The organism is Caldimonas sp., from assembly GCF_046291045.1.
In the GTDB taxonomy this organism is placed as follows: Bacteria; Pseudomonadota; Gammaproteobacteria; order Burkholderiales; family Burkholderiaceae_C; genus Caldimonas.
Map to the genome: position 1 here is coordinate 1 of NZ_JBKBSL010000029.1, position 17561 is coordinate 17561.

The window sequence follows — 17561 nt, forward strand, 5'->3', positions numbered from 1 at the left end:
CCGATGGAGTAGTTGACCTGGTCGCCCGCGATGGCGGCCACCAGCAGCAGCCCGATGGACAGCCGGATGTCCAGCAGGCCCGCCCCGCACATCGTGCCCACCACGAACAGCAGGGAATCCCCCGGCAGGAAGGGCATGACCACCAGCCCGGTCTCGACGAAGACGATGGCGAACAGCAGGGCGTACACCCAGGTCCCGTAGGCGGCCACGAAGCTGGCCAGATGCTCGTCGACATTCAGGATGAAGTCGATCAGGAAGGTGATCGGTTCCATGGGCCGCGATTATCCCTGTCGGGGTCACGGCGCAGGGATGGCCCTCCTACAATCCCCGTGAATGAATGCCCCTTCCCTTCCCCCGCGCCGGCCCATCCGCGAACTGCCCGACGAGCTGGTCAGCCAGATCGCTGCGGGCGAGGTGGTCGAGCGGCCGGCCTCGGTGGTGCGCGAGCTGGTGGACAACGCACTGGACGCCGGAGCCACCGAGGTGACGGTGAAGCTGGTGGCCGGGGGCGTGCGCGCCATCGTCGTCGAAGACGACGGCCAGGGCATGCCGGCCGACGAGATGCCGCTGGCGCTGCGCCGCCATGCCACCAGCAAGATCGCCTCGCTGGCCGAACTGGAGCAGGTGCAGACCATGGGCTTCCGGGGCGAGGCGCTGGCGGCGATCGCCTCGGTGGCCGAGGTCGCCCTGTGCAGCCGCCCGCCCGAGGCAGCCCACGCCCACCGGCTGGACGCACGCTCGGGCGAACTGAGCCCGGCGGCACGCGGCGTGGGCACCAGCGTGGAGGTGCGCGAGCTCTTCTTCAACACGCCGGCGCGCCGCAAATTCCTCAAGACCGATGCCACGGAGCTGGCGCATTGCCTGGAAGCCGTGCGCCGCCATGCCCTGGTGCGGCCCGACGTGGGCTTTGCCGTCTGGCATGAAGGCAAGCTGGTGGCCCAGTGGCGCCGCGGCAGCGGCGAGCAGCGGCTGCGCGACGTGCTGGGCGAGGACTTCATCGCGCAAAGCCGCGCGGTGGACGCCCGCGTCGGCCCGCTGCGCGTCTTCGGCCGGGCGGGACTGCCCGATGCGGCACGGGCGCGGGCGGACCTGCAGTACTGCTATGTCAACGGCCGCTACGTGCGCGACAAGCTGCTCGCCCACGGCGTGCGCTCGGCGTATGAAGACGTGCTGCATGGCTCGCGCCAGCCCAGCTACGTGCTCTTCCTCGAGATCGCGCCGGAGCGGGTCGACGTGAACGTGCATCCCACCAAGATCGAGGTGCGCTTCCGCGACTCGCGCGAAGTGCACCAAGCCGTGCGCCATGCGGTCGAGGACGCACTGGCCCTGTCCCGCGCGGGAACGGCAGCGCAGGCGCCCGCCGCACCGGACATGGCGGGCACTGGCCCTTCGCAGCCGTCGTTGGTGCCGCGCTGGAACCCGCCCCCGCAGGTGCAGTCCAGCTTGGGCCTGCAGCAGGCCGCCGTGCTGTTCGCGCAAGAAACGCCGCCTGCCGGGCCCCGCCCGGCTGCGACGGCAGCCCTCGAAGCCTGGAACCCCGAGGACTGGCCGCTGGGTCGGGCCATCGCCCAGGTGGGCGGCATCTACGTGCTCGCTGAGAACGCCCAGGGGCTGGTGATCGTGGACATGCATGCCGCCCATGAGCGCATCGTCTACGAGCGCCTCAAGCAACACTTGCAGGGCCGGCGCATTGAATCTCAGCCGCTGCTGATCCCGGCCACCTTCGCAGCCACGCCGCAGGAAGTGGCCACGGCCGAAACCTGCCACGAGGCCCTGCTCACGCTCGGGCTGGAAATCACGCCGCTGTCGCCGACCACGCTGGCCGTGCGCTCACGCCCCACGGCCCTGGCTGACGCGAACGTGGTGGAGCTGGCCCGCAGCGTGCTGGCCGAGCTGGCGCAGTACGACGCGAGCAACGTCATCGAGCGGGCCCAGCACGAGCTGCTGGCCACGATGGCTTGCCACGGCGCCGTGCGCGCCAACCGGCGCCTGTCCCTGGACGAGATGAACGCCTTACTGCGCGACATGGAACGCACCGAGCGTGCCGACCAGTGCAACCACGGCCGCCCGACCTGGCGGCAGCTCACGTTGCGCGAGCTCGATGCCCTTTTCCTGCGCGGGCGTTGAAGCTCGTCTTGCCTCCCGGCTCGCAACTGCAGCCGCCGCCGGACATGGTCCAATGGCCACTCACATCACCTCGTCGTCATGATGTCTCGCTCCAAGCTGTCACTGCCCCGCAAGCCCTCGGCCTCCTCAGCCGACACGTCCGCCAAGCGCCTGCGCCCGCCGGTGCGCGGCGCCGGGTCGGCCCCGCGTTCACGCGCCCTGCCCCTCACGCCCCCCGCGCCAAACACCCCTCCCATGCCCGGGCCGTCATCAGCCCCGGCGTCAACGCAGCCGGGCGAGCGCCTGTCCAAGCGCCTGAGCGCGCTGGGTCTGGCCTCGCGCCGCGAGGCCGACCTGTGGATCGAACGCGGCTGGGTGCGGGTGGACGGCCAGGTGGTCGACACCTTGGGCGCGCGGGTGCTGCCGCATCAGCGCATCGAGGTGGATCCAGCCGCGCGGCATGAGCAAGACCAACGTGTCACCATCTTGCTGAACAAGCCGATCGGCTATGTGAGCGGCCAGGCCGAAGACGGCCACCCGCCCGCCGTAGTGCTCATTACGCCCGACAACCACTGGAGCCAGGATCCGAGCCCGCTGCGCTTCGGCCGGCATCACCTGCGCAAGCTGGCGCCCGCGGGACGGCTCGACATCGACTCGACGGGTCTGCTCGTGCTCACGCAGGACGGCCGCATCGCGCGTCACCTGATCGGCGAAGACTCCGCCGTGGAGAAAGAGTACCTGGTGCGCGTGGAACACCCGCAGGCCGCGCACGTCGGCCCGCCGTCGCAGACCTTGCCGCCCGACCAGCTGGCCCTGCTGCGCCACGGGCTCAGCCTCGACGGCCATGCGCTGAAGCCCGCCCAGGTGAGCTGGCAGAACGAGCATCAATTGCGCTTCGTGCTGCGCGAGGGCCGCAAGCGCCAGATCCGGCGCATGTGCGAGCTGGTGGGGCTGAAGGTCGTGGGCCTCAAGCGCATCCGCATCGGCCGCGTGGTGCTGGGCGCCCTGCCGCCGGGCCAGTGGCGCTACTTGGGGCCTTGCGAGCGGTTCTGAACACCCTCGCCGGCCTCACTTGCGCAAGCCGATCACCACCAGCACCAGGCCGGCTGCGATCGCCACCCCTCCAGCCCACGACGGAATGCGTTCTTCCTTGCGCACTTCGGCCTTGAGGTTGCCCACCTGAAAGACGGTCTCGTTCTGGGTGAAGGACAGGCCGTGGAACAGCACGACCCCGCCCAGCACGATCAGGGCGGCGCCGACGATGGCGTAGACGGTTTTCATGCGGAAGTCTCCAGGGTCAGGGCTGCGACTCTACACGCTCGACCAGGGCCCGGGCCCGATCGGCCCACGGGCCGCCCAGGGCCAGGGCTTCGCGGGCTGCCGCGCCGGCCCGCTCGCGCTGACCCAGATCCAGCGCGACCAGGCCCAGGTTCACCCAGGCGGCGGCGCTGGCATGGCGGCGCGCAGCGGCCTCGAAGGCCTGCGCCGCCTCGGCCTTGCGGCCCACAGCGTACAAGGTGTTGCCCAGGCCCATGGCGATCGTGAGGTTGTCGCTCCAGCGCGTGCGCGCGGCTTCATAAGCCTGCACGGCCCGTTCGGGCGTCGCCACCCGCTCGTAGGCCACCAGGGCGCGGACCATCTCGTCCTCGGTGGCGGTGCGGGGCAGGCGGCCCGGAGCCAGCGCCACGAAGGCCCAGTGCTCCGAGCGTGCCCAGGTGTGTTCGAAGGTGCGCAGGGCCAGATGCTGGCGACGCTCTCGGCCCGAGCGCAGGATCATCCACCCTTCGTCGAGGTCGTAGCCGACGGCCACGGCATAGTGCCAGGCCGGCGCCAGGCTCAGGCCGAGGTTCTGCAGCACCAGCACCGGATGGCCGGCGGCGATCTCCTCGCACAGGGCCTGCAGCGTCGGCGGCAGCCGCACCGCCACCGCCCCGGCGCGCCGGGCCGCGGCCAGCATCTCGACTTGCAGTGAGCCGCGTCGTCCCGGCAGGTAGACCTGAGGCACCAGGTCGGTTGGCGTGGCGGGCAGGCCCTGGGCCTGCAGCACCGTGGCCAGGGTCTCGGGGCCGCACAGATCGGGCCCGCCCTGGGCAAAAAAGGGAACGTGCTCGAGCTCCGCGCGACGGGGCAGGCCGGCCACAGCCCCGGCACGCAGCGCCGCAGTCTGGGTGGCGCAACCGCTCAGACCGAGGATGGCCGCGGCGGCGCCGGCCAGCCAGCCGCGGCGCGACACCGCAGCGTTCAACGCACCGAACGGGTGAAGGGGAAGACCTTGGTCAGGCCCAGGATGTCGGTCACCAGCAGCAGCACAAAGATGAAGACGATCGCGCCGAGCACGTCGCCGGCACCGGCCGGTGCTTGGTCGATCCGGGCCACCAGACGCTGGGCTTCCTCGTCGGTCAGGGCGTCCACGCGGGCACGGGCCTGCTCGGGGCTCACGCCCCATTCCTGCAGCTTGGCCTGCAGTTCAGGCCGGTCGAGTTCGGCGGCCAGCCGCTCACGCGAGGCCTCGCCCGCGGCCGAGCGGGCGGCCAGCGCGCCCTCCTGCGCGATCTGCTCGGTGGTGATCAGGGTGAGCTGCCCCGGTTGCGCAAGGGCCACGGTGCCCATGGACAGCGAAACGGTCAGCGCAACGGCGCGGATGAAGCGGGACATGAGGGACTCCTTCTCTTGTTCGTGAGGGGAACACGGCCGGCACGGGCGGGACCGCCGCGCCTGGACATTGTGCGATGAAAATTTCCCATCCGAACCACGGCCTGCACCGACTCTGTTTACAAATGTGATCCGGACAGGGGAAAGCCCCAAGTCTGCTACGCTCGGCCGGCTTCCCGAACCGGCTTGCACAGTCTCTTGTCCTCCACCACCGTCTCCCCCCTTGCCGCCCCACCCTCCACCCGCGTGGTCGTGCTGGCCCTGATGCTGCTGCTGGGCACCCAGCCGGTGTCCACCGACCTGTACCTGCCTTCGCTGCCCTCGCTGCCGCAGGTCTTCGGCGTGCCGCTCACCACGGTGCAGCTCACACTGAGCGTGCTGGTGATCAGCTTTGGCGCCGGCCAGCTCGTGCTCGGCCCGGTGGCCGACCGCTTCGGCCGCCGCCCGGTGCTGCTGGGCGGGCTGTCCCTGTACACGCTGTCGAGTGCGGCGGCCCTGGTGTCGCCGAACATCGCCTGGCTGATCGTCTGCCGGGCCGGCCAGGGCCTGGGCATGGCGGCCTGTGTCGTGTGTGCCCGTGCGATGCTGCGCGACCTCTACGACCCGGCCCAGGGTGCCCATGTGATGGCGCGCGCGGCCACCTGGATGGGCCTGCTCCCGGTGGCGGGGCCCATCCTGGGCGGCTACCTCGAAACCACGCTGGGCTGGCGCGGCGCCTTCGGCGTGCTCACGCTGTTCGGTGCGACCGGCCTGGCCGTCATCGCGCTGCGGCTGCCCGAAACCCTGCAGCGACCCAACCCCGAGGCCCTGCGCCTGCGCCCGCTGCTGGACAACTGGCGCGTGGTGCTGAGCCATCGCGGCTTCTGGGCCTACACCGCGGTGTCGAGCTTCACCTATGCCGGGCTGTTCTGCTTCATCGCCGGCTCGTCGTTCGTGATGGTGGACGTGCTGGGCCTGTCGCGGCGCGAGTACGGCCTGGCCTTCGCCTTCGTGACCTCGGGCTTCCTGATTGGCTCGGCGGTATGCCGGCGCCTCGTGCCCAGACGGGGCATGGTGCGTTCCATCCGACTGGCCGCCTTCGTCTCGCTGGCCGCCGGTACGTCGATGGCCGGCCTGGCGCTGGCCGGGGTGCATCACCCGCTGGCGCTGATGATCCCCGCCTTCATCTACACCTTTGCGCATGGCATCCACCAGCCCTGCGCCCAGGTGGGTGCGGTCGGGCCGTTCCCGACACGCGCCGGCGCGGCCACGGCCTTGTCGGGCTTCCTCAGCATGGCCCTGGCCTTCGGCATGGGCTACTGGATGGGCTGGAGCTACAACGGCACCGTCTACCCTCTGTCGCTGACCATCGCCGGGTGGTGCTTCGCGCTGGCCTTCGCGGCCCTGGTGGGGGTGGGCCGGCATGGTCACCCCACGCCGGCGGCGGTGCAGGAAGCCCAGGACAATACGCCGCGATGAGCAGCCCCTATCTGTGCCTCGCCGGGCCCACCGCCTCGGGCAAGACCGCCGCCGCGCTGGCGCTGGCGCGGGTGCTGCCCATCGAGATCATCAGTGTGGACTCGGCCCTGGTCTACCGCGGCATGGACATCGGCACGGCCAAGCCCAGCGCGGCCGAACGCGCTGCGGTGCCCCACCACCTCATCGACCTGATCGACCCCGCCGAAGCCTACAGCGCCGCCCAGTTCGTGGCCGACGCCACCCGGCTCGTCAGCGAGATCCATGCGCGCGGGAGGCTGCCGGTGCTCGTGGGCGGCACCTTGCTCTACTTCAAGGCCCTCTTCGACGGGATGGACACGCTGCCCGCCGCCGATGCTGCGGTGCGGGCGCGCATCGATGCGCGCGCGGCCGACTGCGGCTGGCCGGCCCTGCATGCCGAACTGGCCCGGGTGGATCCGGCCACCGCCGCGCGACTCTCGCCCAATGACAGCCAACGCATCCAGCGTGCGCTGGAGGTGTGGGAGCTGAGCGGCCGGCCGCTGTCGCACTGGCACACGGGCCGCTCCTCCCGCGGGCCCAACGAGCGGCCCCGGCTGATCGCCCTGGAGCCCGGGGATCGGGCCTGGCTGCACCAGCGCATTGCCGAGCGCTTCCAGGCCATGCTGGCCGCCGGGCTCATCGACGAGGTGCGCGCCTTGCGTGCACGCGGTGACCTGAGCCTGGCCCTGCCGTCGATGCGCTGCGTGGGCTACCGGCAGGTGTGGGAGATGCTCGACGGCGTGCATCCCCCCGGGACGCTGGCCGAGCGCGGCATCGCCGCCACCCGGCAGCTCGCCAAGCGCCAGCTCACCTGGCTGCGCAGCATGCCATGGCGCGAGGCCGTGGCCTGCGACCACCCTGACGCCATCGATCAGGTGGTGCGGCGGGCACAGGCCTGGGCGAAGGAGTGGCGATGACGAGCCCCAGGCCCGTGCTGCGCGTCCAAGGCCTGGCCAAGCGCTACGGCGAGACCCCCGTCTTCGAGGGCGTGGACCTGGAACTGCCGGCCGGCCGCTTCATCGCCTTGCTGGGGGAGTCCGGCGTGGGCAAGTCCACACTGCTCAACTGCCTGGCTGGGCTCGATGCACCCACGGCCGGTCGCATCGAGGTGCTGGGGCAGGATCTCGCCACCCTGGACGAGTCCGGTCGTGCCAGGCTGCGGCGCACCCACCTGGGCTTCGTCTTCCAAGCTTTCCACGTGCTGCCGCACCTGAGCGTGGCCGACAACGTGGCCCTGCCCTTGCTGCTGCTCGGCCGCGACGATCCCGCGCGGGTGCAGGAGGTGTTGTCCGAGGTGGGGCTGCAGGCCCTGGCGGAGCGCCTGCCCGAGCAGCTCTCGGGAGGCCAGCTGCAGCGCGTGGCCATCGCCCGCGCGCTGGTGCACCGGCCCGCGCTGCTGCTGGCCGATGAACCCTCGGGCAACCTCGACCCCGACACCGCCGAGCGCGTGATGCAGGCGCTGGCCGCTCAGGTGCGCCAGCATGGCGCGGCCTGTGTGCTGGTGACTCATTCGCAGGCCGCCGCGGCCCACGCCGACCAGGTCTACAAACTCACGCCCCACGGGCTGTGTCCGGGCGCCGCAATCCCGAGCAACCCCCTCGGATTCGGGTCGGCGCATTGAGGGATGTCAAGCCGCGACCGCGGGTTCCTCCCTAGAGTCGCGCTCGTCGAGACCTTCACGCCACGCGCGCAGCGCCCATGCCCATCGAGCTGTACCACCAACGAGGCCACCGCTGCCTCATGTTTTGCGACACGGCCCCGGACGCAGGGGAAGCCGTGCAGGCCAATCAATTCTTGATCGTGGACGAGGACACGGGCGCCATCATCGACCCCGGCGGCAACCTGGCCTACAGCGAGCTGTACCTGGGCATGACCAGGCATTTCCCGCCGCACCAGCTCTCGGCCATCCTGGCTTCGCACGCCGACCCGGACATCATCGCCTCGCTGGACCGTTGGATGACGGCCACGGCGGCGCCGGTGTACATCTCGCGTGTGTGGGAGCGTTTCGTGCCGCATTTTTGCAAACCGGGCAAGACCGCCGGGCGAGTGATCGGCATCCCCGACCCGGGTGTGCGCATCCGCATTGGACGCAACGAACTATGGGCACTGCCCGCGCACTTCCTGCATGCCGAAGGCAACTTCCAGTTCTACGACCCCGTCAGCCGCATCCTGTTCTCCGGCGACTTGGGGGCCTCCATCGGCCGACACATCAACCCTCGCCAGCCCATCACGTCGCTGTCGGGACATCTGCCCGCCATGGACGGTTTCCACCGCCGCTACATGGTCTCGAACAAGGTGCTGCGCCTGTGGGCTCGCATGGTGCGCACGCTGGACATCGAGATGATCGTGCCCCAACACGGGGCCCCATTGGCCGGCGCGGCGGTGCGAGAGTTCATCGAGTGGGTTCAGGATCTGTCGTGCGGCATCGACCTGCTGGCCGATGCACACTATGCCGTTCCTTCGGGCTACGCCTGAGGAGCGGCGCCCGCCAATGCAAAGCCCGGCGGCCCGCCCTGTTCGCGCGCCCCATGCACGCGGTTGCGCCCGGCCCGCTTGGCCTCGTACAGCGCATGGTCCGCATCGCGGATGAGCGCGTCGATGTCAGGGTGGCAGCGCAATGCAGCCACCCCCAAGCTGACGGTCAAGGTGATCGTTTGGCCCCGCCAGTCCAGCGACAAGGCCTGCACCTGCTTGCGGATGCGTTCCGCGATGGCCATGGCCCCGGCCAGATCGGTTTGGGGCAATAGCAAGACCAGTTCCTCGCCGCCGAAGCGCGCCAGCACATCGGTACCCCGCAGCGAAGCCCGGCAGCGCAGCGCCATCTGACGCAGCAGCTCGTCGCCGCATTGATGGCCGTAGGTGTCGTTGACCTGCTTGAAGCCGTCGGCATCGATCAACACCAACGCCATGTCCAGGCCATGGCGTCGCGACCGCAAAAGTTCGACCTCGGCGCGCTCCATGAAGTGGCGCCGGTTGTAGCAGCCGGTCAGCTCGTCGGTGACCGCCAGCAAGGCCACCCGCCGACGGGCACGCTCGAGCTCGAAAAACATGCGCAACATCGCGTATCCGACCACCGGGCCGATCAGCCACACGCACACGGTGGCAATTCTCCAGCCCAAGGCCAGCGAGCCCTGCCCGGACACGCGCAACACGACGAACGTGACCATCAATGCCGTCAGCCACACCAGAATCACCAAGGCCACGGTGGCACGCGCCAAGCCCAGGGCCAAAACCGTGCGCTGCAACCAAGCCAGCCACGGCGGCACAGGCTGATAGGGCTCGGGCATCGATGGCGTTGGGGTCACGATCCAGCGCGCCATGGCGCAGTAGATAAATCGACAAGCATGATGGCACAGCTCGTCGATGCCAATATTGCGGCGCACCAAGACCCCCCCCTTATTCACGGGGGATCGTCATTGGCTGCGCCACCCCCGCAAACGACGACCTCGGGGCGATCGGGGTCGAGTCGGCCGGGCCGACCTCGGTGTCGGTGGCGGGGCCGACAATCGGGAACGTGAACCTGCTCGCTTTGATTGCACCGCAAGCGGCGCCTGCCCCCACCATCGTCCGCCTGCTGTGCCGATGCTCCTGGCCCGAGTGGCGTCGCCACCCCTGGCGCCACGGCTTGGCCCTGCTGGCCGTCGTGCTGGGGGTGGCCCTGGCCTTCGCGGTGCACCTGATCAACCAGTCGGCCCTGGGCGAGTTCAGCGCGGCGGTGCGCTCGATCCAGGGCGAGCCCGACGTGGAACTGCGCGCCGTGCGCGGCGGGTTCGATGAGTCCGTGTACGACACGCTCGTGCGCCATCCCGGCATCGCCCGGGCCAGTCCGGTGATCGAGCTGTCCACCTACGCCCGCGACCGCCTCGGCCGGCGCGTCGCCCTCCGGCTGGTCGGGCTCGATCCGCTCGTCGCGCCGGAGCTCGCACCGGCGCTGGCACCGCGTCTGGCCGAGGGCCAGGACCGCTTGGCGCTGCTCGCTCCCGACAGCCTGTCTCTGAACGCCACGGCGCGCGAGGCCTTGGGGCTCGCCCCGGGCGACACCGTCGAGGTCCAGAACGGACTGGCTTGGCGCAGGTTCACCGTGGTGGGTGAGGTTGCGGCCCCGGGCCCGCCACTGGCCGTGGCCGACATCGCCGCCGCCCAATGGCACTTCGGCCTCCTCGGGCGGCTCAGCCGCATCGACCTGCGCCTGCAGCCGGGCGAACGTTGGGAGGCGGTGCAGCGCACGCTCGACCTGCCGCCCGACGTGCAGCCGCAGACGCCCGACCAGGCCTCGCAGCGCCTGTCCAATGTCTCGCGGGCCTACCGCGTCAACCTCACCGTGCTGGCCCTGGTGGCCCTGTTCACCGGCGCCTTCCTGGTGTTCTCGGTGATGTCGCTGTCGGTGGCCAAGCGGGTGCCGCAGTTCGCGCTGCTGGGCGTGCTGGGGTTGGACGAGCGCGAACGCCTGCGGCTGGTGCTGGCCGAAGCCGCGGCGCTGGGCGGCCTGGGCAGCGTGCTGGGTCTGGCCCTGGGAACGGCGCTGGCGCAAGGTGCGCTGACCTGGCTGGCCGGCGATCTGGGCGGCGGTTTCTTCCCGGGCGTGGCGCCCCGCCTGCAATGGTCCACCCCGGCCGCCCTGGGCTATGCCGGCCTGGGCGTGACGGCTGCGCTGGCCGGCAGCTGGCTGCCGGCACGCATGGCGCAGCGCCTGGCGCCCGCTCAGGGACTGAAGGGCCTGGGCCCGGGCGCCACCGGCCGGGCCCATCCCGTCTGGGGTCTGGGGCTCCTGGCCGCCGGGGGGGCGCTGGCGCTGCTGCCCCCGGTGGCCGGGCTGCCGCTGTTTGCCTATTTCGCCGTGGCGGCCGTGCTGCTCGGCGGCATCGTCTGCGTGCCGGCGGTGGTCAGCGGGCTGACCGCCGCAGGGCCGGCACGCCTGCGGCGCCACCCCGGGGTGCTGCTGGCACTGCAGCGTGCCCGTCATCAGGGCCACACGGCCACCGTCGCGGTGGCTGGCGTGGTGGCCAGCCTCAGCCTCGCGGTGGCCCTGACCACCATGGTCGCCAGCTTCCGTGCCTCGGTCTCGGGCTGGCTCGATGCCGTGCTGCCGGCCGATCTCTATGCGCGCACGGCCGTCAGCTCGGCGGCCGCCGAGGCCGCCTTCCTCGACCCGGGTTTCGTGGAGGCGGTGCGCACCCTGCCGGGCGTGCGCCACGTCGAAACCCTGCGTGTGGTGACACTGAACCTCGATCCGGCGCGCCCCGGCGTGGTGCTCATCGCCCGCCCGCTGTCCACCCCGGCGCAGGCCCTGCCGCTCACCGGAGCCCTGCTGCCGCCCCATGCCGGACTCGTCTCCAGCTATGTCAGCTAGGCCGTGGTGGACCTCTACGGCGTGCGGCCCGGCCAGGTGTTCGCCCTGCCGCTGATCGAGGGCCGCCCCCCCGTGCCCACCTGGGTCCGCGGCATCTGGCGCGACTATGCTCGGCAGCACGGCAGCGTGGTGATCGACAGTGCCGACTTCCTTCGCCTGAGCGGCGATGCCCGCGTCAACGACCTGGCCCTGTGGCTGGACGACGGCACCTCCACAGGCGAGGTGCAGGCCGCCGTGCGGACCCTCGCCCCCGACCCGGCCCTCATCGAGTTCGCCGAGCCGCGCGAGATCCGTGCCGCCTCGCTGCGCATCTTCGACCGCAGTTTTGCCGTGACCTACTGGCTGCAGGCCGTGGCCATCGCCATCGGCCTGTTCGGCGTGGCCGCCAGCTTTTCGGCACAGGTGCTGGCGAGGCGCAAGGAATTCGGGTTGCTGCAGCATCTGGGCTTCACGCGCGGCCAGGTGTTGGGCATCGTCGCGGGCGAAGGGCTGGTTTGGACCGGCGCCGGGGCCCTGCTCGGTCTGGCCCTGGGGCTGGCGGTCAGTGTGATCCTCGTGCACGTGATCAATCCCCAGAGCTTCCACTGGACCATGGAGCTGCTGCCCCCCTGGAGCCGGCTGATCGCGCTGGCGGCCGCGATGGTGGCCGCCGGCGCGCTCACCGCCGTGCTCAGCGGCCGCTCCGCCGCCGGCCGCGACGCCGTGCTCGCCGTCAAGGAGGACTGGTGATGCAACGCCGCACCCTGCTCGGTGCCACGCTCGTCCTGGCCCCCGCGCTGGCGCGAGCGCAAGGGCTGGTGCAGCCGGGCACCCGGCTGCAGTTCCCGCGCGATCATGGCGCCCATCCCCAGCACCGCACGGAATGGTGGTACATCACGGGCGCCCTGCAGGCGCCGGCACAGGCTTTGCCCTGGGGGTTTCAAATCACCTTCTTCCGCTCGCGCAACGACCGCGCCGGCGACAATCCCAGTGTTTTCGCCCCGCGCCAGCTCGTCTTCGCCCACCTGGCCGTGACCGACCTGGCCGGCCGCCAGCTGCTGCACGACCAGCGCATCGCCCGCGAAGGCTTCGGCCTGGCACACGCGGGCACAGCCGACACCGACCTGCGCCTTCGCGACTGGAGCTTGCAGCGCGAGGGCTCCGTGCAGGCTGCCCTGTACCGCGCCCGGCTCGCCTCGCGGGACTTCGGTGTGCAGCTCGACATCGCCCAGACCCAGCCGGTGCTGCTGCAGGGGCAGGCCGGCTACTCGCGCAAGGGCCCCGACCCCTCCCAGGCCAGCCACTACTACAGCCACCCGCAGATGTCGGTGCAGGGCCGGCTGCGGCTGCACGACCGCGAGCATGCGGTGAGCGGCCGCGCCTGGCTGGACCACGAATGGAGCGAGGCCCTGATGCATCCCGAGGCCGTGGGCTGGGACTGGATCGGCATGAACCTCGACGACGGTGCGGCCCTGACCGCCTTCCGGTTGCGCCGGCGCGACGGCAACGCCCTGTGGGCCGGGGGCAGTTGGCGTTCGCCCGGCCAGGGCGTGCGCAGCTTCGGGCCCGACGAGGTGACCTTCCACCCAGGCCGCATCTGGACCAGCCCGGCCACCCAGGCCCGCTACCCGGTGGAATGGACGCTCGTCACGCCGGCCGGTCGTTTCCAGGTCGTCAGCCGGCTCGACGCCCAGGAGCTCGACAGCCGGGGCTCCACCGGTGCCATTTACTGGGAAGGCTTCAGCGAGCTGCGCGATCTGCGAGGCCGCCGCCTCGGCCAGGGCTATCTGGAGATGACCGGCTACGCCGCCGCACTGCGGCTGTAGCCGTGCCCGCCTACACTGGCCCGATGTCCTCCGCCCCCGCCACCGTCGCGCCGCTGTCCCCGCAACGCACCGAGCCGCCCCAGGCGAAGTCCATCACCGGCCTGCGCGCCCTGGCGCCCTTCGTGCGGCCCTATGCCGCTCGCGTGGCCGTGGCCGGCCTGTTCCTGCTGCTGGCCGCCCTGACCATGCTGGCCTTTCCCTGGGTGCTGCGCGGCCTCATCGATCAGGGGCTGGTGGGGACCGAACCGGGCGAGCGCCTGGTGGCCCTGCGCGCACATTTCGGCTGGCTCTTCGGGGTGGGCGTGGGGTTGGGCCTGTTCTCCGCAGCGCGCTTCTACATGGTGAGCTGGCTGGGCGAACGCATCACCGCCGACCTGCGCACCGCCGTGTACGGCCATGTGCTGAAGCAAAGCCCCGAGTTCTTCGAGACCACGCAGACCGGCGAAGTGCTCTCGCGCCTGACCACCGACACCACGCTGGTGCAGACGGTCGTCGGCTCCAGCCTGTCGATGGGCCTGCGCAACGCGGTGATGGGCCTGGGGGCCCTGGTGATGCTGGTGGTCACCAACCCCTATGTGATGAGCTACGTGCTGGGCATCATGCTGCTGGCCCTGCTGCCGGCCTTGCTGATCGGGCGGCGCGTGCGCAGGCTCTCGCGCGCCAGTCAAGACCGTGTGGCCGACACCAGTGCGATCGCTGGCGAGGTGCTCAACGCCATGCCCGTGGTGCAGAGCTACACCGCTGAAGACCGCGAGCGCGAGCGCTTCCACCAAGCCGCCGAGCGCGCCTTCGGCACCGCGGTGCGCCGCACCCGCATGCGTGCGCTGCTGGTGGCTTTCGTGATCATCGCCAACTTCGGCGCCCTGCTGTGGTCGCTCTACGCCGGCACACGCGCGGTGCTCGAGGGCCACATCAGCCCCGGCCATTTGGCGCAGACGGTCGTGCTGGTCACGATCCTCATCGGCTCGGTGGCCGTGCTCTCGGAGGTGTGGGGAGACCTTCTGCGCGCCGCCGGCGCCACCGAACGCCTGATGGAACTGCTGGCCACGCGCTCGCCCATCGCCGACCCGGCCCATCCGGTGGCGCTGCCGCCCACGCAGGGCGGCTCCTCGGTGCGTCTGGTGGGCGTCCGCTTCCACTACCCCTCGCGGCCGCAGACACCGGCGCTGGATGATGTGACGCTGGACGTGCGCCCCGGCGAAACCGTGGCCCTGGTGGGCCCCAGCGGCGCGGGCAAGAGCACCGTCTTCCAGTTGTTGCTGCGCTTCTATGACGTCCAGCAGGGCCGCATCGAGATCGACGGCGTGGACGTACGCGAAGCCTCGCTCGACGCCCTGCGCGAGCGCATCGGCATCGTGCCGCAGGACAGCGTGATCTTCTCGGCCAGCGCCATGGACAACATCCGCTACGGCCGCCCCGGCGCGAGCGACGAAGAGGTGATCGCCGCCGCGAAGGCAGCCCATGCCGACGGCTTCATCCGCGCACTGCCCGAAGGCTATGCCAGCTTCCTGGGCGAGCGCGGTGTGCGCCTGTCCGGCGGACAGCGCCAGCGCCTGTCCATCGCCCGGGCCATCCTGAAAAACCCGCCGCTGCTGCTGCTCGACGAGGCCACCAGCGCACTCGACGCCGAAAGCGAGCGCATGGTGCAAGCGGCCCTGGAGGCCGCGATGGCCCACCGCACCACCCTGGTCATCGCCCACCGCCTGGCCACCGTGCAGCGTGCCGACCGCATCGTCGTGATGGAGCACGGGCGCATCGTCGAGACCGGCACGCATGGCGAGCTGGTGGCGCGCGGCGGGCCGTACGCCCAGCTCGCGGCGCTACAATTCGAGAGCGCATGAATCATGCGCATGATTCATGGGTATGACGATGCTTCGTTTCGATGATGCCCCCAAGCGGCCCACCAACCTCAGCCTGAACGCCAAGGTGCTGGATGCCGCCCGCGACCTGGGGCTGAACCTGTCGCAGACGGTCGATGAGTTGCTGGCGGCAGAAGTGCGCCGCCGCTACTGGGAGCGATGGAACGAAGAGAACCGCGCTGCCATCGACGCCTACAACGACCGCATCGCCCGCGAAGGGCTGCCGCTGGCGCGCTACCGCAGTTTCGCCAAGGGCCGTTGAGTCGTGGCCCGCTTCGATGTCTACGCCAACCCTGAGCCGGGCGAGCGCAAACACACGCCTTACCTGCTGGACGTGCAGAACGACTTCATCAGCGCCCTGGCCACCCGGGTGGTGATCCCGCTGAGGCGAGAGTCCGCTTTCGGCCCGCCGGCGCGCGACCTCAACCCGGTGCTGGACGTCTCCGGCGAGCGCATCGTGCTCGACACCGCGGCGCTCGGCGCCATTGCCTGCACGGAACTCAAGAAACCCCTGGCCAACCTGGGCGAACACCGCCTGGCGATCCAGAATGCGCTCGATGCGCTGTTCGGAGCCTATTGACGTGACCTTCCCCCGCCCGATCCGCTCGCAGTACGAAGACTTCATGCGCCACGTCTACACGCACGGCGTGGCCAAGACCGACCGCACCGGCACCGGCACGCGCAGCGTGTTCGGCCACCAGATGCGCTTCGACCTCAACGAAGGCTTCCCGCTGGTCACCACCAAGAAGGTGCACTTCAAGAGCATCGCCCTGGAGCTGCTGTGGTTCTTGCGCGGCGACAGCAACGTGCGCTGGCTGCAAGAACGCGGCGTGACCATCTGGGACGAATGGGCGCGCGAGGATGGCGACCTCGGGCCGGTGTACGGCGTGCAGTGGCGCTCCTGGCCCACCCCCGACGGCGGCCACATCGACCAAATCGCCGAAGTGGTCCAGCAGCTCAAGACCACCCCCGACTCGCGCCGCATCATCGTGAGTGCCTGGAACGTGGCCGATCTGCCCAAGATGGCGCTGATGCCCTGCCACGCCTTCTTCCAGTTCTACGTGGCCGAAGGCAAACTCAGCTGCCAGCTCTACCAGCGCAGCGCCGACATCTTCCTGGGCGTGCCCTTCAACATCGCCAGCTACGCCCTGCTCACCCACATGCTGGCCCAGCAATGCGACCTGGGCGTGGGCGAGTTCATTTGGACGGGCGGGGACTGCCACATCTACAACAACCATTTCGAGCAGGTCGAGTTGCAGCTCTCGCGCGCCCCCTACCCCTACCCCGTGCTGAATCTCAAGCGCCGGCCCGATTCGATCTTCGACTATCAGTACGAAGATTTCGAAGTGCTCGACTACCAGCACCACCCCGCCATCAAGGCCCCGGTCGCCGTCTGAACCCGCTGCCATGCTGACCCGCCGCCAGCTCGGCGCGCTGGTGCTGCTCACGCTGATGTGGGGGCTGAACTGGCCGATGATGAAGTTCTCACTGCGAGAACTTTCCCCGCTGTACTTCCGCGCCGTCACCATGACCGGCGGCGCCTTGCTGCTGCTGGTCTTCTACCGCTGGCGCGGTGTGCGCTTTGCGCTGCCCCCCGGCGAAGTCGCGCGCGTCGCCTGGCTCGCGCTGCCCAACATCCTGGGCTGGCATCTCTTCTCCATCCTGGGCGTGCAGGAGCTGGCCTCGGGCCGCGCGGCCATCCTGGGTTTCACGATGCCGATCTGGACGGTGCTGATCGCCGCCCTGCTCTTTGGCGAGCGTCTCAGCCCCCGCGTCTTTCTCAGTGTGGTGTGCGGTGCCGCTGCCGTGGGCCTGCTGGTGGCGCAGGAGTTCACCGCCCTGGCCGGCCGGCCCGTGGGCATTGTGTGGATGCAGATCGCCGCCTTCAGCTGGGCCCTGGGCACCGTGTTGATGCGCCGCACCAAGAGCACCGTGCCCACCGAGGCGCTCACCGTGTGGATGATGCTGATGGGCTCGGTCATCTTCTGGGTCATTGCCCCCCTGATGGAGCCGGCCCCCACGTGGCAGTTCAGCGCGCCGATGTGGTGGTCGCTGGTGTGGGGCGCCACCATCAACTACGGCTTTGCGCAGATCATCTGGTTCGGCATGGCGCGTACCCTGCCGCCTGCGGCCAGCGCGTTTTCCATCATGGCCGTGCCGCTGATCGGCACCGGCTCGGCCACCTTCATCGTGGGCGAGGTGCCGCACTGGCAAGACCTGGCTGCGGCCGTGCTGATCATGGGGGCCATCGCCAGCGCCTTGTTACCACGTCGCATGCCCGTGCGATGACGACCAGCCCGGCTCGCGCCACAA

General features: G+C 70.4%; 16 protein-coding genes and 2 pseudogenes. 13 read left to right on the forward strand and 5 right to left on the reverse strand.

Annotated elements, in window-relative coordinates; all coding sequences use genetic code 11:
• A pseudogene (locus tag ACK4ZD_RS11235) lies at positions 1-272 on the reverse strand (hypothetical protein); the annotation flags it as partial.
• Positions 273-333: 61 nt separating this feature from the next.
• On the opposite strand from ACK4ZD_RS11235, the gene mutL reads away from it, so the two are divergent.
• Entirely contained in the window at positions 334-2127 is a 1794-nt protein-coding gene (mutL, locus tag ACK4ZD_RS11240) for a DNA mismatch repair endonuclease MutL (RefSeq protein ID WP_409661859.1), read from the forward strand.
• A gap of 78 nt (positions 2128-2205) precedes the next feature.
• Positions 2206-3159 (forward strand): pseudouridine synthase, encoded by a 954-nt coding sequence (locus tag ACK4ZD_RS11245; RefSeq protein WP_409661862.1) that lies wholly within the window; start codon positions 2206-2208, stop codon positions 3157-3159.
• Positions 3160-3174: 15 nt separating this feature from the next.
• Here the strand turns inward: ACK4ZD_RS11245 and ACK4ZD_RS11250 are convergent, their stop codons facing one another.
• Genes ACK4ZD_RS11250 through ACK4ZD_RS11260 form a run of 3 tightly spaced genes read right to left on the reverse strand, consistent with a single transcriptional unit; the run spans position 3175 to position 4761 of the window.
• Positions 3175-3387, reverse strand: coding sequence for a hypothetical protein (locus ACK4ZD_RS11250; RefSeq protein WP_409661864.1), 213 nt, complete (start codon positions 3385-3387; stop codon positions 3175-3177).
• Between the two features lie 16 nt (positions 3388-3403).
• Positions 3404-4351 carry a PA2778 family cysteine peptidase gene (locus ACK4ZD_RS11255; protein WP_409661867.1) on the reverse strand — a complete coding sequence of 316 codons (948 nt, stop codon included), beginning with the start codon at positions 4349-4351 and terminating at the stop codon, positions 3404-3406.
• Entirely contained in the window at positions 4348-4761 is a 414-nt protein-coding gene (locus ACK4ZD_RS11260) for a PA2779 family protein (protein WP_409661870.1), read from the reverse strand. Before ACK4ZD_RS11260 ends, ACK4ZD_RS11255 begins: the two co-directional genes overlap by 4 nt.
• Before the next feature lie 195 nt (positions 4762-4956).
• Between ACK4ZD_RS11260 and ACK4ZD_RS11265 the strand changes: the two genes are divergently transcribed.
• The 4 genes from ACK4ZD_RS11265 (at position 4957) to ACK4ZD_RS11280 (ending at position 8709) form a co-directional block, all read left to right on the forward strand.
• Positions 4957-6216: a multidrug effflux MFS transporter gene (locus ACK4ZD_RS11265; protein WP_409661872.1), complete on the forward strand. Its 1260-nt coding sequence runs from the start codon at positions 4957-4959 to the stop codon at positions 6214-6216.
• The gene (gene miaA, locus ACK4ZD_RS11270; RefSeq protein ID WP_409661875.1) at positions 6213-7151 is read left to right on the forward strand and encodes a tRNA (adenosine(37)-N6)-dimethylallyltransferase MiaA; all 939 of its coding nucleotides are present in this window, start codon (positions 6213-6215) and stop codon (positions 7149-7151) included. The genes ACK4ZD_RS11265 and miaA overlap by 4 nt, the downstream gene beginning before the upstream one ends.
• Positions 7148-7855, forward strand: a complete 708-nt coding sequence (locus ACK4ZD_RS11275) for an ABC transporter ATP-binding protein (protein ID WP_409661878.1) — start codon at positions 7148-7150, stop codon at positions 7853-7855. Before miaA ends, ACK4ZD_RS11275 begins: the two co-directional genes overlap by 4 nt.
• Positions 7856-7932: 77 nt before the next feature.
• Positions 7933-8709, forward strand: a complete 777-nt coding sequence (locus ACK4ZD_RS11280; RefSeq protein ID WP_409661881.1) for an MBL fold metallo-hydrolase — start codon at positions 7933-7935, stop codon at positions 8707-8709.
• On the opposite strand, the gene ACK4ZD_RS11285 is transcribed toward ACK4ZD_RS11280, so the two are convergent.
• The gene (locus tag ACK4ZD_RS11285; RefSeq protein WP_409661884.1) at positions 8700-9554 is read right to left on the reverse strand and encodes a GGDEF domain-containing protein; all 855 of its coding nucleotides are present in this window, start codon (positions 9552-9554) and stop codon (positions 8700-8702) included. The genes ACK4ZD_RS11280 and ACK4ZD_RS11285 overlap by 10 nt on opposite strands.
• A 242-nt stretch (positions 9555-9796) precedes the next feature.
• Here ACK4ZD_RS11285 and ACK4ZD_RS11290 point away from each other — a divergent pair.
• The 7 genes and pseudogenes from ACK4ZD_RS11290 to ACK4ZD_RS11320 all read left to right on the forward strand — a co-directional run bounded on the left by ACK4ZD_RS11290 (position 9797) and on the right by ACK4ZD_RS11320 (position 17537).
• Positions 9797-12313, forward strand: a pseudogene (locus ACK4ZD_RS11290) (FtsX-like permease family protein).
• A complete protein-coding gene (locus ACK4ZD_RS11295) occupies positions 12313-13389 on the forward strand; it encodes a lipocalin-like domain-containing protein (RefSeq protein WP_409661888.1) in 1077 nt (358 codons plus the stop codon). The pseudogene ACK4ZD_RS11290 and the gene ACK4ZD_RS11295 overlap by 1 nt, the downstream one beginning before the upstream one ends.
• A 23-nt stretch (positions 13390-13412) precedes the next feature.
• Complete coding sequence (locus tag ACK4ZD_RS11300) at positions 13413-15230, forward strand: ABC transporter transmembrane domain-containing protein (RefSeq protein ID WP_409661891.1); 1818 nt, start codon at positions 13413-13415, stop codon at positions 15228-15230.
• Positions 15231-15252: 22 nt separating this feature from the next.
• On the forward strand, positions 15253-15510 hold the full coding sequence (locus ACK4ZD_RS11305; RefSeq protein ID WP_245876393.1) for a type II toxin-antitoxin system CcdA family antitoxin: 258 nt from the start codon (positions 15253-15255) through the stop codon (positions 15508-15510).
• A 3-nt stretch (positions 15511-15513) separates the two neighbouring features.
• On the forward strand, positions 15514-15828 hold the full coding sequence (locus ACK4ZD_RS11310) for a CcdB family protein (RefSeq protein ID WP_104301786.1): 315 nt from the start codon (positions 15514-15516) through the stop codon (positions 15826-15828).
• Complete coding sequence (locus tag ACK4ZD_RS11315; RefSeq protein WP_409661896.1) at positions 15806-16645, forward strand: thymidylate synthase; 840 nt, start codon at positions 15806-15808, stop codon at positions 16643-16645. Before ACK4ZD_RS11310 ends, ACK4ZD_RS11315 begins: the two co-directional genes overlap by 23 nt.
• Positions 16646-16655: 10 nt before the next feature.
• Positions 16656-17537: a DMT family transporter gene (locus ACK4ZD_RS11320; RefSeq protein ID WP_409661899.1), complete on the forward strand. Its 882-nt coding sequence runs from the start codon at positions 16656-16658 to the stop codon at positions 17535-17537.
• Positions 17538-17561: the final 24 nt, after the last annotated feature.

What these genes read in the sequence shown, in the direction of transcription:
- ACK4ZD_RS11275 (WP_409661878.1), top strand. Translation starts at nt 7,148, where the DNA reads ATGACGAGCCCCAGGCCCGTGCTGCGCGTCCAAGGCCTGGCCAAGCGC.
- ACK4ZD_RS11285 (WP_409661884.1), bottom strand. Translation starts at nt 9,554, where the DNA reads ATGGCGCGCTGGATCGTGACCCCAACGCCATCGATGCCCGAGCCCTAT.
- ACK4ZD_RS11320 (WP_409661899.1), top strand. Translation starts at nt 16,656, where the DNA reads ATGCTGACCCGCCGCCAGCTCGGCGCGCTGGTGCTGCTCACGCTGATG.
- ACK4ZD_RS11295 (WP_409661888.1), top strand. Translation starts at nt 12,313, where the DNA reads ATGCAACGCCGCACCCTGCTCGGTGCCACGCTCGTCCTGGCCCCCGCG.
- ACK4ZD_RS11260 (WP_409661870.1), bottom strand. Translation starts at nt 4,761, where the DNA reads ATGTCCCGCTTCATCCGCGCCGTTGCGCTGACCGTTTCGCTGTCCATG.
- ACK4ZD_RS11245 (WP_409661862.1), top strand. Translation starts at nt 2,206, where the DNA reads ATGATGTCTCGCTCCAAGCTGTCACTGCCCCGCAAGCCCTCGGCCTCC.
- mutL (WP_409661859.1), top strand. Translation starts at nt 334, where the DNA reads ATGAATGCCCCTTCCCTTCCCCCGCGCCGGCCCATCCGCGAACTGCCC.
- miaA (WP_409661875.1), top strand. Translation starts at nt 6,213, where the DNA reads ATGAGCAGCCCCTATCTGTGCCTCGCCGGGCCCACCGCCTCGGGCAAG.
- ACK4ZD_RS11250 (WP_409661864.1), bottom strand. Translation starts at nt 3,387, where the DNA reads ATGAAAACCGTCTACGCCATCGTCGGCGCCGCCCTGATCGTGCTGGGC.
- ACK4ZD_RS11305 (WP_245876393.1), top strand. Translation starts at nt 15,253, where the DNA reads ATGACGATGCTTCGTTTCGATGATGCCCCCAAGCGGCCCACCAACCTC.
- ACK4ZD_RS11280 (WP_409661881.1), top strand. Translation starts at nt 7,933, where the DNA reads ATGCCCATCGAGCTGTACCACCAACGAGGCCACCGCTGCCTCATGTTT.
- ACK4ZD_RS11315 (WP_409661896.1), top strand. Translation starts at nt 15,806, where the DNA reads ATGCGCTGTTCGGAGCCTATTGACGTGACCTTCCCCCGCCCGATCCGC.
- ACK4ZD_RS11300 (WP_409661891.1), top strand. Translation starts at nt 13,413, where the DNA reads ATGTCCTCCGCCCCCGCCACCGTCGCGCCGCTGTCCCCGCAACGCACC.